This is a genomic window from Streptomyces sp. NPDC088706, assembly GCF_044752765.1.
Classification (GTDB): Bacteria; Actinomycetota; Actinomycetes; order Streptomycetales; family Streptomycetaceae; genus Streptomyces.
Map to the genome: position 1 here is coordinate 404,854 of NZ_JBIVLW010000002.1, position 15,188 is coordinate 420,041.

Below are 15,188 nucleotides of genomic sequence, written 5' to 3' on the forward strand. Positions count from 1 at the left end.
CCATGTCGGAAGCCCTTCTGGTCCAGGAGGCGGGAGCGGTGCCGGCCGTCGCCCCCGCCTCCGGGGCCCGGCTGTTCTGGCGGAGGCTGCGCGCCCAGCGCGCGGCCTTTGCCGCGGCCCTCGTCGTCCTCCTGCTCGTCCTGGTCGCACTCGCCGCGCCGCTGCTCACCGCACTGGCGGGCCAGGACCCGAACACCTACCACCCCGACCTCGTCGACTCGGCGGCCGGCGGCGTCCCCATCGGCCCCTTCGGCGGCATCAGCGCCGACCACTGGCTCGGCGTCGAACCGCAGACCGGCCGCGACCTGTTCGCCCGGATCGTCCACGGCGCCCGGGTCTCCCTCGGCGTCGCCCTCTTCGCCACCGTCCTCCAGATCACCCTCGGCCTGGTCATCGGCCTCTCCGCCGCGCTCGGCAGCCGCTGGGTCGACCAGCTCCTCAGCCGGATCACCGACATCAACGTGGCCCTGCCGATCATGGTCATCGCCCTGGCGCTCCTGGCGATCGTCCCCGAGACCTTCCCCCGGCCCGTCCTGATCGCCCTGGTCATCGGGGGCATCAACTGGGCCGGTACGTCGAAGATCGTGCGGGCCCAGGCGCTCACCCTGAAGTCCCTCGACTTCGTCTCGGCGGCCCGGCTCAGCGGACGCGGAAAGTGGTCCATCGCCCGCCGCGAGCTGCTGCCCTCGCTCGCCGCCCCCGTGATCACGTACGCCGCCCTGTCCTTCCCCACCAACATCATCGTCGAGGCGGCCCTCTCCTTCCTCGGCGTCGGCATCAAACCGCCCACCCCGTCCTGGGGCCAGATGCTCACCGAGGCCGACACCTGGTACCAGGCGGCCCCCACGTATCTGCTGCTCCCCGCCGGGCTGCTGTTCGTCACCGTCCTCGCGCTCACCGTCCTCGGCGAGGGCGTCCGCACCGCACTCGACCCGCGCGCCGCCTCCCGGCTGCGGGTGGGCACCAAGAACAGCGACGGGAGCGCGGCATGACCGGGTTCCTGATCCGGCGGCTCGGCGGGGCGGCCCTCGTCCTGCTCGCCCTGACCGTCATCCTCTACGGGATCTTCTACGTGGCCCCGGGCGACGTCGCCCAGATCGCCTGCGGCCCGCGCTGCTCGCCCGCCCAGGTCGCCCAGGTCACCGAGCAACTGCGGCTGAACGATCCGCTGTACGTGCAGTACGGGCACTTCCTCCAGGGCATCGTCGCCGGGCGGGACTTCTCCACCGGCACCGGCACCGAACACTGCGCGATGCCCTGCCTCGGCGTCTCCTACCAGTCCGACCAGCAGGTCACCCAGCTCATCCTGGCCAAGCTGCCGGTCACCGGCTCGCTGGTCATCGGCGCCTTCGCGGGCTGGCTGCTGCTGGGCGTGGGCACCGGCGTGCTCTCCGCCTGGCGCCGCGGCCGGCTCACCGAACGCGTACTGACCTGGCTGACCCTCGCGGGCTCCGCGACCCCGGTCTTCGTCATCGGGCTGCTGCTCATCATCGTGTTCTGCTCCACCCTCCAGTGGCTCCCCGCCCCCGCCTACGTCCCCTTCGCCGAGGACCCCGAGCAGTGGGCCTGGGGGCTGCTGCTGCCCTGGGTGTCGCTGGCGCTCATCGAGTCCGCCAAGTACGCGCGGCTCACCCGCAGCGCCATGCTGGAGACGCTCGCCGAGGACCATGTGCGCACCTTCCGGGCGTACGGGGTCGGGGAGCGGGCCATCATCGGCCGGCACGCGCTCCGGGGCGCGGTGGCACCCGTCATCGCGCTCAGCGCCCTGGACTTCGGCTCGATGTTCGGCGGTGCGGTGCTCACCGAATCCCTCTTCGGCATCCCGGGCATCGGGCGCGAGCTGGTCCACGCGGTCAAGGTCGTCGACCTGCCCGTCGTGGTCGGCATGGTGCTGGTGACCGGGTTCTTCGTCGTCCTCGCCAATGCCGTCGCGGACCTGCTGTACGCGCTGGCCGACCGACGGGTGGTTCTTTCATGACGACGCGTGACCTATTGGTCGACGTTTGCGGCCTCACGGTCGACTTCGGTTCCGTCCGGGCCGTCGACGGGCTCTCCTTCACCCTGGAGGCGGGCGGCGCCCTCGGTGTGGTGGGGGAGTCCGGCTCCGGCAAGAGCGCCTCCGCCTACGCCCTGCTCGGCCTGCACCGGGGGACGGGTGCCCGGGTCGGCGGCACGGTGAAGGTCGCCGGTACGGACGTGAACGCGGCCGACGACGCCGGGCTGCGGGCGCTGCGGGGCGCGAAGGCCGCCATGGTCTTCCAGGACCCGCTCTCCTCGCTCGACCCGTACCACCCGGTGGGCGACCAGATCGCCGAGGTGTATCGGGTCCATCACCGCGCCTCCCGCAAGGCCGCCCGCGCGCGGGCCGTCCAGGTGCTGGACCGGGTGGGCATCCCGGACGCGGCCCGCCGCTCCCGGTTGCGACCGCACGAGTTCTCCGGCGGGATGCGGCAGCGGGCGCTCATCGCCATGGCCCTGGCCTGCGAACCGCAGCTGATCGTGGCGGACGAGCCGACGACCGCGCTCGACGTCACCGTGCAGGCCCAGATCCTGGACCTGCTGCACACCCTGCGCCAGGAGACGGGCATGGGACTGCTGCTGGTCACCCACGACGTGGGCGTGGCCGCCGAGAGCGTGGACGAGGTGCTCGTCATGCGGGGCGGCCGGGAGGTGGAGCGCGGGCCGGTGGCCCGGGTGCTCGGCTCACCGCGCGCGGCCTACACGAAGGAGCTGCTGGCGGCGGTGCCGAGGGTGGAGAGCCGGAGGGTGGTGCCGGTGCCCGTTCCCGGGCAGCGCGCCGCCGAGGTCTCCGTACCCCTGCTCGAAGCCGTCGGCCTGCGGCGTGAGTTCGGCCGGGGGAGCGGGAAGGTCACCGCTGTGGGCGGGGTCTCGCTCACCGTGCACGCGGGGCGGACGCTCGGCATCGTCGGCGAGAGCGGCAGCGGCAAGACCACGCTCGGGCGGATGCTGGTGCGCCTGCTGGACCCGACGGCAGGCCGCCTCCGCTACGAAGGTACGGAGATCGGCTCGCTGTCGGAGAAGGAGCTGCGGCCCTTCCGGCGCGAACTCCAGATGGTGTTCCAGGACCCCGTCGCCTCGCTCAACCCGCGCCGCTCGGTGGGGGAGTCCGTGGCCGACCCGCTGCGGGCCGCCGGGGAGCGCGACGAGGGGCGCGTACGGGACCGGGTGGGCGCACTCCTGGAGCGCGTCGGGCTCGACCCGGCGCACTTCGAGCGCTACCCGCACGAGTTCAGCGGCGGACAGCGCCAGCGCATCGGGATCGCCCGCGCCCTGGCCGCCGAGCCGAAGGTCATCGTCTGCGACGAACCGGTCTCCGCGCTCGACGTCACCACCCAGGCCCAGGTCGTCGCGCTGCTCGCCGAACTCCAGCGCGAGCTGGGTATCGGCCTGGTCTTCATCGCCCACGACCTCGCCGTGGTCCGGCAGGTCAGCGACCGGGTCGCGGTGATGCGCGGCGGCCTGATCGTCGAACAGGGCAGCGCCGACGAGGTGTACGGAGCCCCCCGCGACCCGTACACGAAGCAGCTGCTGGCGGCCGTTCCCGCGCTCGACCCCGGGCTCGCGGCGGCCCGCCGGGTGGCCCGCAAGGAGCTGGCCGCAGCCTGACCCTCCGTGACAACCGACCGTCCGGCCGCGACAGAACGCGACCAGGCCGGGAAAGTTACGACGGTTCACCCCTTTCGGTGGCGCGACGGACAACCGTCCATCGCGCCACCGGCGTATCCGCTTACGGTCGTCCCGCTGCGAGTCGCCGTTCCAACGGCGGCCGCCCACAAGGGAGATCGGGGGTGTACTCGTGCGGATCGGACTGCTCACCGACGGTGGTCATCCGTATGCGACCGGTGAGTCCAGGCTCTGGTGCGGCCGACTGGCGCGCGGCCTGCCGCAGCACGCGTTCGACCTCTTCGTGCTGAGCCGCTCCGCCCACCAGGAGGGCCGGGGCTGGGTCAGGCTGCCCGACCGCGTCGGCCGGGTGCGCACCGCGCCGCAGTGGACCCCCGAGGACGGCACCCCGCGCGGCAGCGGTGAACGCGGCCTGCCGGCCCGGCTGGTGACCGGCGGGGGCGTCTCCTACGGGCGCCGCGACCGCAAGCGCTTCGCCGCCCACCCCACCGCCCTCACCACCGCGCTCTGCGCGACCGAGGACGCCGGCCCGGACCCGGCCACCGACGGGGGGCTGTTCACCGAAGGCCGCTACGGTCTCGCCGAACTGGCCCGGGAGCGCGGCGGACCCCACCTCGCCCCGCGCTCCGAGACCACCGTACGGATCCTGGAGGCCGCCTGCCGGGCGCGGGGCACCGGCCGGACCGTGCGGAGCGCCCCCGTCGTGGACCACCTCGCCTTCGCCCCCGAGCTGGAGCGCGTCCTGCGGCCGCTCCCGCTCGGCTGGTACGACCCGGAGAGCCTCGGCGCGGTCGACCTCTGCCACGCCGCATCCGGCGGGGCGGTCGCACTCCCGGGGCTACTGGCCAAACGCTTCTTCGGGGTGCCGCTGCTGGTCACCGAGCACGGTGTGCAGCTGCGCACGCACTACCTCCGCGCGCCCGACGCGCCCTTCGGAGCTCCGGTGCGCGCCCTCCTCGGCGGCTTCCACGCCCACCGGGCCGCCGAGGTCCACCGGCAGGCCGCGATCGTCACCTCCGGCAACATCCACCTCCGCCGCCGGCAGCGGCGGTGCGGCGCCGACCCGGCCAAACAGCGCACGGCCTACCCGGGCATGGCCGCCGAGCGCTTCGCCCCGGTCGGCGAGCACGACGACGCGGGCGGCCCGGACACGCTGGTCCGGGTCGGCCGGATCGAGCCCGTCCAGGACCTGATCGGCCTGCTCCACTCCTCCGCCGAGGTCCGCCGCGTCGAACCGGACGCCCGGCTGCGGAACTTCGGCGCCCCGGCCGATGACGACGGTGCCACCCCGTACCTCGCGCACTGCCGCCGGGTCGAAGTCATCGGCGGCACCGGCTTGGTGGTGCCCCCGCGCAACCCCCGGGCGCTCGCGGACGCCCGCATCGCGCTGCTGCGCGACTCCGAGCGCCGGGCGCGCCTGGGAGTGGCGGTGCGGGCCCGTGCGCTCGAACTGTTCACCGTCGAACAGAACCTCGCGGCGTTTCACGGCATCTACCTGGAGCTGATCTCGCACGCCCCGATGCGGCGGGAGGCCGACGCGGTGGACGCCGACGGCGAGCCCCTGCTCTATGCCACCCCGGCTGAGGCCCGGCTGCTCGGCCACCGGACCCCGGCACAGGCGCCGCCGACCGGAGCGGAGGTGCCCAGCCGGAGCGCCGGGGCCGGGGCGGGGGAGCCCGGAGGTCCGGGGCCGGTGGCGGCCGGGCAGACCGGGCCGGTCCTGGGACCCGGGTCGGAGCGGTCCGGGGGGTCGGGGCAGGTGGCGGCCGGGCAGACCGGGCCGGTCCTGGGACCCGGGTCGGAGCGGTCCGGGGGGCCGGGGCAGGTGGCGGCCGGGCAGACCGGGCCGATCCTGGGATTCGGGCCGGAACGGTCCGGCGGGCCGGGGCAGGTGGCGGCCAGGCACTCGGGCCGGTCCCCGCAGCCCCTGTGCGGCTGCGCGGCCGCCCGCGGGGCGGGGGACGGCGATGCGTGACCACCCATTCCGTCCCGACCACGGAGAAGACCACCCGATGCCCCGTCCGGAAGACGCCGCCACCCCCGTACCGGACCGCCCCGCCGAGATCCCCTCGCGCGCCGCGCGGCGCGGGCCCGGCGCCTCCGCGCGCCGGGGACCGGCCGACCCCGTGACGTTCCTGATGCACCACCACCGCGACCTGCGCGAAAGGGCCGTGAGCCCGCTGGAGATCGCCGCGGGGTCGGCGGCCCACGGCCTGACCGACCGCACCGCCGCCCGCTACCGCCACCGGGACGTGTTCGCCCTCGCCGAGGAGCTGTACGCCCGTACCCCTCACCGGTCCACCGGGCCCGCCGTGACCACGCCCCCCGGGCCGGACACCGAGGCCCGCGCCGGGTGGGCGCTGTTCGCACTGCTCCCCGGCGCGGCCTGTCTGGCCACCGCCGGGCTGCTCCGGATCACCGAAGGGGTGCTCGGCGGGGGCGCGCGGGCCGCCGTGACCGTCACCGGCGCACTCCTGACGTGCCTGGCGCTCCGGCTCTGCCTCAGCCGCGGCCCCCTGCGCGCCCCGGAAGGGGCGGGCCGCGCCGGGATGTACGCCTGCTGGCTGCTGAGCTTCGCGGTGTACGGCGAGGAGTTGATCGCCCAGGTCGTCAGCGGCGGCCCCGACGGCCCGTGGCAGGCTGCCCCCGCCCCGCTGCTCGGGCTCGCCGCGGCACTCGCCCCGGCGGCCTGGTGCGCGCACCTCTTCACCGTCCGGGCCCACCGGAAACTCGCCGGAAGCCGCGCACTGGAGGAATTCGGCGCGGGAGTGTGCCCCCTGCTCCTGGCGGCCCTCGTTCTCTTTCTCTGTGCCCTGCTGCCCCTGCTGCTCCTGGCCGATCTAGGCCTCGGCTCCACCGGGACGCCGGTCGCGGCCACCGCCCTCGGGGTGCTGTTCTTCCTGGCCCGGCTGCTCGCCGCGCACGGACTGCCCGAGCCGGGCACCCTCGCGCTCGCCGCCGCCTGTGCCGTGGAGGCCGCCGCCCCGGCCCTCGTCCTGGCCGGACGGCTCCCCGGCCTCGAACCGCTGGCCCTGCCCGTGCACGCCCTCGTCGCGGCGGGCGGCCCCGGGGCCGTACCCGCCCTCGCCTGCGGTGCGGCGGCGCTCGGACTGCTCGTCCATTCCGCCGCCGCCCTCTCCCGGGCCTCCGCCCATACCAGGGCCTGACCGCCGCCGACGTACCAGCGCACGACCCCACGAACCGCGCCACCGCACCAGCGCACGCCCCCCCCGAACCGCACCACCCCCCACGAACCGCACCACCCCCCACGAACCGCACCACCACCCACGAACCGCCCCACCGCACCACCCCACGAACCCCCACTGCACCACCCCGCACCACCCCGCACCATCCCGCCCCACCGCACCACCCCGCGGAGCCGACGCCGCGGGTCCTGTCCGACACCGCACGAACCGAACCACCGATCAAGGAGTAACCGCCATGACCCCCCAGTCCCCCGCACCGGCAGCCCGCCGTCGGCACCGAGGCGGTGCGCGATGAGGGTGCTGCTGCTCGGAGCCAACGGATTCCTCGGCCGCTTCGTCGCCGACCGTCTGCTCGCCGACCCCGCTGTCCACCTCACGGCCCTCGGCCGCGGCGACGACGCCGACGTCCGGTTCGACCTCGCCGGCGGCAGCCCGGGAGCGCTCACCCGCTTCCTGGACGCCGTCCACCCCGGAGTCGTCGTCAACTGCGCGGGTGCCACCCGCGGTGGCGCCCGCGACCTCACCCGCCACAACACCGTCGCCGTCGCCACCGTCTGCGAGGCCCTGCGCCGCAGCGGCTGCGGGGCGCGGCTCGTCCAGGTCGGCTGCGCCTCCGAGTACGGACCCTCGCAGCCCGGCTCCTCCACCGCCGAGGACGCCATCCCGCGCCCCGGCGGCCCCTACGGCGTCAGCAAGCTCGCCGCCACCGAACTGGTCCTCGGCTCCGGACTCGACGCCGTCGTGCTCCGGGTCTTCTCGCCCGTCGGCCCCGGCACCCCCGCGGGCTCCCCGCTGGGCCGACTCGCCGAGGCGATGCGCCGGGCCATGCAGTCCGGGGACGGCGAGCTCAAGCTCAGCGGTCTCGGCGTGCAGCGGGACTTCGTCGACGTACGGGATGTGGCGCGGGCCGTCCACGCCGCCTCGCTCTCCGCCGCGCAGGGCGTCGTCAACATCGGCACCGGGCGCGCGGTCCGGCTCCGGGACGCGGCCGCCGTCCTCGCCAGGGTCGCCGGATACGCGGGCGCACTCCACGAGCTGGACACGCCCCCCGCGCGCCTGCCCATCGGGGCCCCGCGCACCTCCGCCGAGTCGGTGATGGAACACCTCTCGGCGACCCCGTCCCCGTATCCGGACGGCTGCGGGGCCTGGCAGCAGGCCGACGTCCGCACCGCCCGGGACCGGCTCGGCTGGCGCCCCCGGATCAACCTGGAGGAGTCCCTCGCGGACATCTGGATGGAGGCGGCATGCCGCATCTGAGCGCCCCCGCCGACGCCCGCAGGACCGCGGGCGGCGAACAGCTCGGCTTCGGCGTCCCCGGCTACGCCCACCCGCTGCTCGCCCCCGCCGAATGGGCCGAACTGGTCCGCCCGGGCACCCCCCTGCACTGGGCCGTCCTCAACATCGCGGACGGCCCCGGTACCCGGCCCGACCCGCACTGCCTGGAAGCCGCGGGGAGACTGCGCAACGCCCGGGAGCGCGCGCTGCACGGCGAGGCCCCGGACGACTCCGTACGCGCCTACGGCGGCCGGCTCCTCGGCCACCTCGATCTGGCCTACGGGGAGCGGCCGTTCGACGAGCTGATCGCGGATGCCCGCGCCTTCGTCGACTGGTACCGGGTCGGTGGCTTCTACCTGGCCCGCTGCCCCGCCGAGCAGGCCCAGCTGCCCGCCGTCCGCCGTCTCACCGGCACGCTGCACGCCCTGCTCGCGGAGAGCGACAGCGCGGACGACGGCGGCCGACTCGTCCTGGGCCACGGCGTCCACCCGTACCCCGGTTACGCGGAGGCGGCTGACCAACTGGTCACCTTCCAGGGCTCGTGGACCGACTACCGCTGGTCACAGGTGGCCGAGTGGACGGCGGACCACCCGCCGGAACGGTTCGCGCACTTCGTCCACGGGGTGCCGCGCACCCATCTCGACGAGGCGATGCGCATCGCCCGCTGGCAGGGCGCCGGGACGATCTTCTTCACGGACCGGGACGGGCGGAGTGGCGACGGACGGAGCGGACAAACCGATCCATTCGCGGCGCTGCCCAGGTACTGGGACGAAATCGTCTCGCGGATCGGACCCGGTATCTCGGAATGAGAGGGGGCGTGGCAGTGTTACCGGAAGAACAACCGTACGTAGTCGACGTACGCGCCGTCGATGTACGTAAATCCGACCACCTGCATTGTTGAGGTTCCTGTGTCGCTGCCACCCCTGGTCGAGCCGGCCGCCGAGCTCACCGTCGACGAGGTCCGCAGGTACTCCCGCCACCTGATCATCCCGGATGTCGGGATGGACGGACAGAAGCGTCTGAAGAACGCCAAGGTGCTCTGTGTGGGCGCCGGCGGTCTCGGCTCGCCGGCCCTGATGTATCTGGCCGCGGCCGGCGTCGGCACGCTGGGCATCGTGGAGTTCGACGAGGTCGACGAGTCGAACCTGCAGCGCCAGATCATCCACAGCCAGGCCGACATCGGCCGGTCCAAGGCGCAGTCCGCCAAGGACTCGGTGCTGGGCATCAACCCGTACGTGGACGTGGTCCTTCACGAGGAGCGGCTCGAAGCCGAGAACGTGAAGGAGATCTTCGCGCAGTACGACCTGATCGTGGACGGCACGGACAACTTCGCCACCCGCTATCTGGTCAACGACGCGGCGGTGCTGCTGAACAAGCCGTACGTGTGGGGCTCGATCTACCGCTTCGACGGCCAGGCCTCCGTTTTCTGGTCCGAGCACGGTCCCTGCTACCGCTGCCTCTACCCGGAGCCCCCGCCGCCGGGCATGGTCCCCTCGTGCGCCGAGGGCGGCGTGCTGGGTGTCCTGTGCGCGTCGGTCGGCTCGATCCAGGTGACCGAGGCGATCAAGCTGCTCGCCGGCATCGGTGACCCGCTGGTGGGCCGTCTGATGATCTACGACGCCCTGGAGATGCAGTACCGCCAGGTCAAGGTCCGCAAGGACCCCGACTGCGCGGTCTGCGGCGAGAACCCGACCGTCACCGAGCTCATCGACTACGAGGCCTTCTGCGGCGTCGTGTCCGAGGAGGCCCAGGAGGCGGCGGCCGGCTCCACGATCACTCCCAAGCAGCTCAAGGAGTGGATCGACGGGGACGAGAAGATCGAGATCATCGACGTCCGCGAGCCGAACGAGTACGAGATCGTCTCCATCCCCGGCGCGAAGCTGATCCCGAAGAACGAGTTCCTCATGGGCAACGCCCTCCAGGACCTCCCGCAGGACCGCCGTATCGTCCTGCACTGCAAGACCGGTGTCCGCAGCGCCGAGGTCCTCGCGGTCCTCAAGTCGGCGGGCTTCGCGGACTCGGTGCACGTCGGCGGCGGCGTGATCGGCTGGGTCAACCAGATCGAGCCCGAGAAGCCGGTCTACTAGAGCACCCGTGAGCGGCAAGGGCCGGTCCACCTGGTGTGGACCGGCTCTTGCGCGCGTCCACGGCCCTCCTGGGGGTCACGCACAGACCGTGCCCGACTTCGGCACCGTACCGTTCAGGAGGTATCCGTCGACGGCCTTCTGCACGCACGTGTTCTTGCTGTTGTACGCGCCGTGGCCCTCGCCCTTGTACGTCAGCTCGACGCCTACTCCCTTGCCGAGTTTCTCCACCATCGCCTTCGCACCCGCGTACGGGGTCGCCGGGTCGCCGGTGTTGCCGACCACCAGGATCGGGGCGGCGCCGGCGGCGCTGACGTCGGGGGTGTTCCAGGCGCCCGTGACCGGCCAGCCGGTGCAGCCCATCAGGCCCCAGCCCAGGTACTCCCCGAACATCGGTGACGCCTTGCGGAAGGCGGGCAGGGCCGCCTTCGTCTGTTGCAGGCTGAAGCGCTGCTTGTTGTCGGCGCAGTTGATGGCGATGTTGGCGGCGTTGGAGTTGTCGTACCGCCCGTCCTCGGCGCGGCCGTTCAGCGAGTCGGCCAACGCGAGCAGCAGGGCGCCGTCACCGCCGTCGGCCTCGTCCAGGCCCTGCTCCAGCAGCGGCCAGGTCTCCTTGGAGTAGAGCGCGGAGGCGATGCCGGTGGTGGCCAGCGTCTGCGTCAGCGTCCGGTCGCCGAGCCCGTCGATCGGCTCCTTCTCCAGCTTCGCCAGCAGGTCGGCGATCCACTTCTCGACCTCCGCCCCGGTGGAACCGGGCAGGGCGCAGGTGTCGCCACGGTCCGCGCAGTCCTCGGTGAAGTTGTCGAAGGCGAGCTGGAACCCCTGGGCCTGGCCGAGGGAGGACTGCTCGGCGTCCTTCGTGGGGTCGACCACCGCGTCGAAGACCGCCCGGCCGACCTTGTCCGGGAAGAGGTGGGCGTAGACACCGCCGAGCTCGGTGCCGTAGGAGATGCCGAAGTAGTGCAGCTCGTCGTCGCCGAGCACCGTGCGCATCAGGTCCATGTCGCGGGCGGCGTTCGTCGTGCCCACGAAGGGGAGTTCGGGGCCGGAGTTCTCCTCGCAGGTGGCGATGAAGTCCTTCTGGCCCTCGACGAACTCCTTCTCCTCCGCCGCGTCGTCCGGCGTGGAGTCCTCCTGGTAGAGGGCGTCCAGCTGGGCGTCGTCCGCGCACTCCACACCCTCGCTGCGCCCCACCCCGCGCGGGTCGAAGCTCACCAGGTCGTACCGGGTGCGGAGCCTGTCGTAGTCCGCGCCGAAGGCCGGCAGGGTGGCCACACCGGAAGCGCCGGGCCCGCCGAAGTTGAACAGCAGCGACCCGATCCGCCGCTTCTGGTCCTTCGCCTTCCCCCGGATCAGCGCCAGCTCGATCGTCCGGCCCTCGGGCTCCGCGTAATCCAGCGGTACGTCCATGAAGGAGCACTCCCAGACCGCGCCGCCGGGCAACGGGGAGGGCGACTCGCCGCCGCCCTGGGAGACGTTGGGCGCCGGGCAGGGTGACCAGTCCAGCTGTTGCGTCGCCAGCTCCTCGGAGGTGGCGGTGGGGGAGGCGGTCGCGGCCCCGGTGGGCGTGGAGCGGCCCTCTCCGCCCGAGTCGTCGCCGTCCGAGCAGCCGGCCAGGGGAAGCAGCACGGTGGCGGTGGCGGCGAGGGCGGCGGCACGCAGAGCGGGGGAAGTCCTCATGGGCTCCATCGTGCGGCGGGGCGCCGGGGAGCGCGCGGGGCGCGGTCCATGCGGGTGGTGGTCCACGGGTCTCGCGGCACCGGCTCCCTCGGGCTCCGCCCGGTGACGCGGCGCCCCGGGAGCTCGGGCTCCGCCCGGTGACGCGGCGCCCCGGGAGGGCTAGAGCTCGCCCTTCCGGGTCAGCTGGTTGAAGCAGATCCACCCCGGCAGCACCGGCAGCCACAGCGTCATCACGCGGTACAGCAGCACCGCGGGCGCCGCGACCTCCATCGGCAGCCCGACCGCGATCAGGCCCAGCGTCAGGGCACCCTCGACCGCGCCCATCCCGCCCGGGGTGGGTGCCGCGGAACCGAGCGCGTTGCCCGCGAGGAAGACCACCGCGATGCTCGCGTAGCTCAGCTGGGTCACGCCCGGACCGCTGAACGCCCGGATCGACGCGTCCAGGCAGAGCACGAACAGGCCGGTCAGCAGCAGCATCCCGCCGATCCCGGTGACCAGCTTCTGCGGCCGCTGCACCACGTCCAGCATGCGCGGCACCACCCCGGCGAAGAGCGAGCGCACCCGCGTCACCACGAACTTCCGCAGGAAGGGGATGGCCGTCACCACCAGCACCAGCACCGCGACCGTCAGCAGACCGGCGATCACCGTACGGGAGGGGGTGAGCGAGTCCGGGGTCCTCTCCGTGCCGGTGAGATAGCCGAAGAGGGCCAGCAGCAGGATGTGGCAGCCGAGCCCGAAGAGCTGGGAGGCCCCGACGCTCGCCACGGCCAGACCGGGGCGCACACCGGCGCGTTGCAGGAAGCGGGTGTTCAGCGCCACGCCCCCCACGGCCGCCGGGGCGACGATCTTCACGAACGAACCGGCCACCTGCGCCTGCACGGTCTTGCGGAACGGCACCCGCTCGGGCACGAACCCCAGCAGGCTCATCGCCGCCGCCACGTAGCTGAGCCCCGAGAAGCCGAGCGCCGCGGCCACCCAGCCCCACTCCGCCTGCTCCACGAGCACCCCGAAGTCGGCCTGGGTGACCTGGGAGATCAGGAAGTACGCGGCGATGGCCCCGGCGATGAAGCTGAACAGCGTACGGGGCTTGATCCGCTCCAGGCGGACCGGCTCCACCGGTGCCTGCGGCCGGATCAGCAGCACCTGGCGGCGGATCTGGGCGAGCAGATCGCCCTCCCGGGCCTCCTCCAGCGCATCGTCCACGGCCCGCTTCTCGGCCTGCTTCTCGGTCCGCAGCGACTTGCGTTCGGCCTTGTGACCGGCTTTCTGCCCGCTCTTCTGCCCGCTCTTCTGATCAGGCTTCCGCAGGGTGATCCCCTCGGCCTCGTGCTCCGGCGTGCGCTCCGCAGCGGCCTCCGCCGCGTCCCGGGCCCGCGCCTCCTTGGCCGCCCGCGAGGCCTCCAGCACCGCGTCCCGCTCCTGCTGCGAGCGCTCCCGCGCGAGCCGGCGCAGGGTCGCCCGGGTGGAGCGGCTCAGCGCGATCGGCTGGAGCAGCGGCAGACAGTCCGCGACGGCGTCCGGGCCGAGCACGGCCAGGGCGCCGGAGACGGAACGCTCGGCCCCCACCCGCAGCCCCAGGGTGGTCAGCAGCTGCGCCACGTCCATCCGCAGCACCAGGTCGCCCGCGGCGATCTCACCGCCGCGCAGATCCGTCACGAACGCCTTGCCGGAACGATCCACCAACAGCGCGTCACCGGTCAGCCTGCGGTGCGCGATCCGGCGCGACTGGAGGGCCTTCACCTGGCGCCAGGCGCTGCGCACCAGGTCGTCGGTGATCTCCTCGTCCTCCAGCTGGTCCAGCGACCGGCCGCCGATGTGCTCGTAGACGAGCATCACCGCGTCCGGGCCCAGCTCGGAGGTGGCGATCAGCTTCGGCGCGTTCGCCCCGGCGGCGATCGCCGCGTACGCGAGCAGCGCCTCCTGCTCCAGCGCCTGCCGCAGCGACTGGATCGAGCGCCGCTGGGTGATCGCGCGCAGCGTCAGCCGGCGCCAGGCCCGGTAGAAGAACCCCTGGGCCTGCTGCTCCCGGTCGACGACCGTCACGTCCAGCGGCGGTCCGTCCTCCAGGGTGACCAGATACCGCCGTCCCCGGTCGTTCTGGTCGGTGTTGTCCTTGTCCGGGGCGTCCTCGGTGCGCATCGCGGCGACCGGGCGGAAGCCGACGTGCCGCAGCCCCGCCATCAGGTGCTGGCCGGTGGGGCGGACGTTCGGCGAGCCGACCGCGTACAGCGTTCCGTACGCCACGGTCCAGCCGATCAGGACCGTCAGGATGATCGAGAACGGGGTGGTGTACCCGCCGACGAGCATGGCGAACGCGTCGAGCAGCAGCACCGCCCAGAGCACGACCCGCCAGCGCGGCCGTCTCGCCATCCCGACCGCGGTCATGTACGCGATCACCGGGGCGAGGTAGCCGTGCACCGGGTCGGTCAGCCCGGCGCCCGGCTGCGGCTGGGTCAGCGCCTCCTGGATGGTGCCGGGCGCGGACCGCGACACCCAGAGGTCGGTGGCGAGGGTGACCCCGTGGGCGAGCACGGCGGCCAGTACGCCGTCGGCGATGCGCAGCCCGTCCCGTTTGATCAGCCGTTCGATGGCGAAAGCGACCGGTACGAGCAGCACCGCGATGCTGGAGACCAGACCGGCGACCTTGATCAGCAGGTCGGGTGCCTGCTCGGTGCCCTTGGAGATGTCGTCCTCGAGCCCGGTGGTGGTGCCCTGGGCGAACGCGGCGATGGCGAACAGCACGGCGATGGCGGCGACGCCGATGAGCAGCCGCATCAGGTCGGAGGGGCGGTGCACCCGGGCGGGGAGCAGCGGCTCGTCACCGGAGACCCGGTCGGTCAGGGCGGCCTCGGCGGAGGCGAGCGTCGAACCGGTCAGGTGGCCGCTGGTGGACGCGGTGGCCGCGCTGGGACCGTCCGGCCTGACCGCGCCGGCGAGCACCGCCGCGGCGGAAGGCTCCGGCGCACGCTCAGCGAGATCCGGCGTGCTCAGCGCACCCTCGGCGCCTCCCGGCACGCTGGGCGCGCGCTCTCCGGCAGGCTCCGGCGTGCTCGGGGGGTGCTCTCCGGCAGGCTCCGGCGTGCTCGGGGGGCGCACTTCGGCAGGCTCCGGCGTGCTCGGGGGGTGCTCTCCGGCATCGGAGGCGTCCGCCGCCTTCGGTGGCTGCACGCCCTGCTCCTTCGTCGCCTCTGGTTCGTCTTCGTGGTCTCGTATCACCGGTCACCGCCCGGATGATGGTGGCACGGCCCGGAGACGGAGGGGGGCATCAGGGTGCGTCGCACGGGCGCGGGAAGCGCAA

The 15,188-nt window shown here is 73.6% G+C and carries 10 protein-coding genes; 8 read left to right on the forward strand and 2 right to left on the reverse strand.

What is annotated here, in order from left to right; genetic code table 11:
* Positions 1-2 precede the first annotated feature (2 nt).
* The 8 genes from ACIQAK_RS07450 to moeZ all read left to right on the forward strand — a co-directional run bounded on the left by ACIQAK_RS07450 (position 3) and on the right by moeZ (position 10,213).
* Positions 3-992 (forward strand): ABC transporter permease, encoded by a 990-nt coding sequence (locus ACIQAK_RS07450; RefSeq protein ID WP_366387334.1) that lies wholly within the window; start codon positions 3-5, stop codon positions 990-992.
* Positions 989-1,978, forward strand: a complete 990-nt coding sequence (locus ACIQAK_RS07455; RefSeq protein ID WP_366387335.1) for an ABC transporter permease — start codon at positions 989-991, stop codon at positions 1,976-1,978. The genes ACIQAK_RS07450 and ACIQAK_RS07455 overlap by 4 nt, the downstream gene beginning before the upstream one ends.
* Positions 1,975-3,627 (forward strand): ABC transporter ATP-binding protein, encoded by a 1,653-nt coding sequence (locus ACIQAK_RS07460; RefSeq protein WP_366387336.1) that lies wholly within the window; start codon positions 1,975-1,977, stop codon positions 3,625-3,627. Before ACIQAK_RS07455 ends, ACIQAK_RS07460 begins: the two co-directional genes overlap by 4 nt.
* A gap of 190 nt (positions 3,628-3,817) precedes the next feature.
* Positions 3,818-5,620, forward strand: a complete 1,803-nt coding sequence (locus ACIQAK_RS07465; RefSeq protein WP_366387337.1) for a DUF3492 domain-containing protein — start codon at positions 3,818-3,820, stop codon at positions 5,618-5,620.
* Positions 5,621-5,657: 37 nt separating this feature from the next.
* A complete protein-coding gene (locus tag ACIQAK_RS07470; RefSeq protein ID WP_366387338.1) occupies positions 5,658-6,812 on the forward strand; it encodes a hypothetical protein in 1,155 nt (384 codons plus the stop codon).
* A gap of 330 nt (positions 6,813-7,142) precedes the next feature.
* On the forward strand, positions 7,143-8,108 hold the full coding sequence (locus tag ACIQAK_RS07475) for an NAD(P)-dependent oxidoreductase (RefSeq protein WP_031123076.1): 966 nt from the start codon (positions 7,143-7,145) through the stop codon (positions 8,106-8,108).
* Positions 8,096-8,935 carry a spherulation-specific family 4 protein gene (locus ACIQAK_RS07480; protein WP_366387339.1) on the forward strand — a complete coding sequence of 280 codons (840 nt, stop codon included), beginning with the start codon at positions 8,096-8,098 and terminating at the stop codon, positions 8,933-8,935. The genes ACIQAK_RS07475 and ACIQAK_RS07480 overlap by 13 nt, the downstream gene beginning before the upstream one ends.
* Before the next feature lie 99 nt (positions 8,936-9,034).
* Positions 9,035-10,213 (forward strand): adenylyltransferase/sulfurtransferase MoeZ, encoded by a 1,179-nt coding sequence (moeZ, locus tag ACIQAK_RS07485; protein WP_366387340.1) that lies wholly within the window; start codon positions 9,035-9,037, stop codon positions 10,211-10,213.
* A gap of 75 nt (positions 10,214-10,288) precedes the next feature.
* Here the strand turns inward: moeZ and ACIQAK_RS07490 are convergent, their stop codons facing one another.
* Both ACIQAK_RS07490 and ACIQAK_RS07495 read right to left on the reverse strand, forming a co-directional pair.
* A complete protein-coding gene (locus ACIQAK_RS07490; RefSeq protein ID WP_366387341.1) occupies positions 10,289-11,890 on the reverse strand; it encodes an alpha/beta hydrolase in 1,602 nt (533 codons plus the stop codon).
* Positions 11,891-12,049: 159 nt separating this feature from the next.
* Entirely contained in the window at positions 12,050-15,058 is a 3,009-nt protein-coding gene (locus tag ACIQAK_RS07495; protein WP_401847784.1) for a lysylphosphatidylglycerol synthase domain-containing protein, read from the reverse strand.
* Between the last annotated feature and the right edge of the window lie 130 nt (positions 15,059-15,188).

Bases quoted from the DNA above. Each gene is read 5' to 3' on its own strand.
- ACIQAK_RS07490 (WP_366387341.1), bottom strand. From the start codon at position 11,890: ATGAGGACTTCCCCCGCTCTGCGTGCCGCCGCCCTCGCCGCCACCGCC.
- ACIQAK_RS07460 (WP_366387336.1), top strand. From the start codon at position 1,975: ATGACGACGCGTGACCTATTGGTCGACGTTTGCGGCCTCACGGTCGAC.
- ACIQAK_RS07475 (WP_031123076.1), top strand. From the start codon at position 7,143: ATGAGGGTGCTGCTGCTCGGAGCCAACGGATTCCTCGGCCGCTTCGTC.
- ACIQAK_RS07480 (WP_366387339.1), top strand. From the start codon at position 8,096: ATGCCGCATCTGAGCGCCCCCGCCGACGCCCGCAGGACCGCGGGCGGC.
- ACIQAK_RS07470 (WP_366387338.1), top strand. From the start codon at position 5,658: ATGCCCCGTCCGGAAGACGCCGCCACCCCCGTACCGGACCGCCCCGCC.
- ACIQAK_RS07450 (WP_366387334.1), top strand. From the start codon at position 3: ATGTCGGAAGCCCTTCTGGTCCAGGAGGCGGGAGCGGTGCCGGCCGTC.
- ACIQAK_RS07455 (WP_366387335.1), top strand. From the start codon at position 989: ATGACCGGGTTCCTGATCCGGCGGCTCGGCGGGGCGGCCCTCGTCCTG.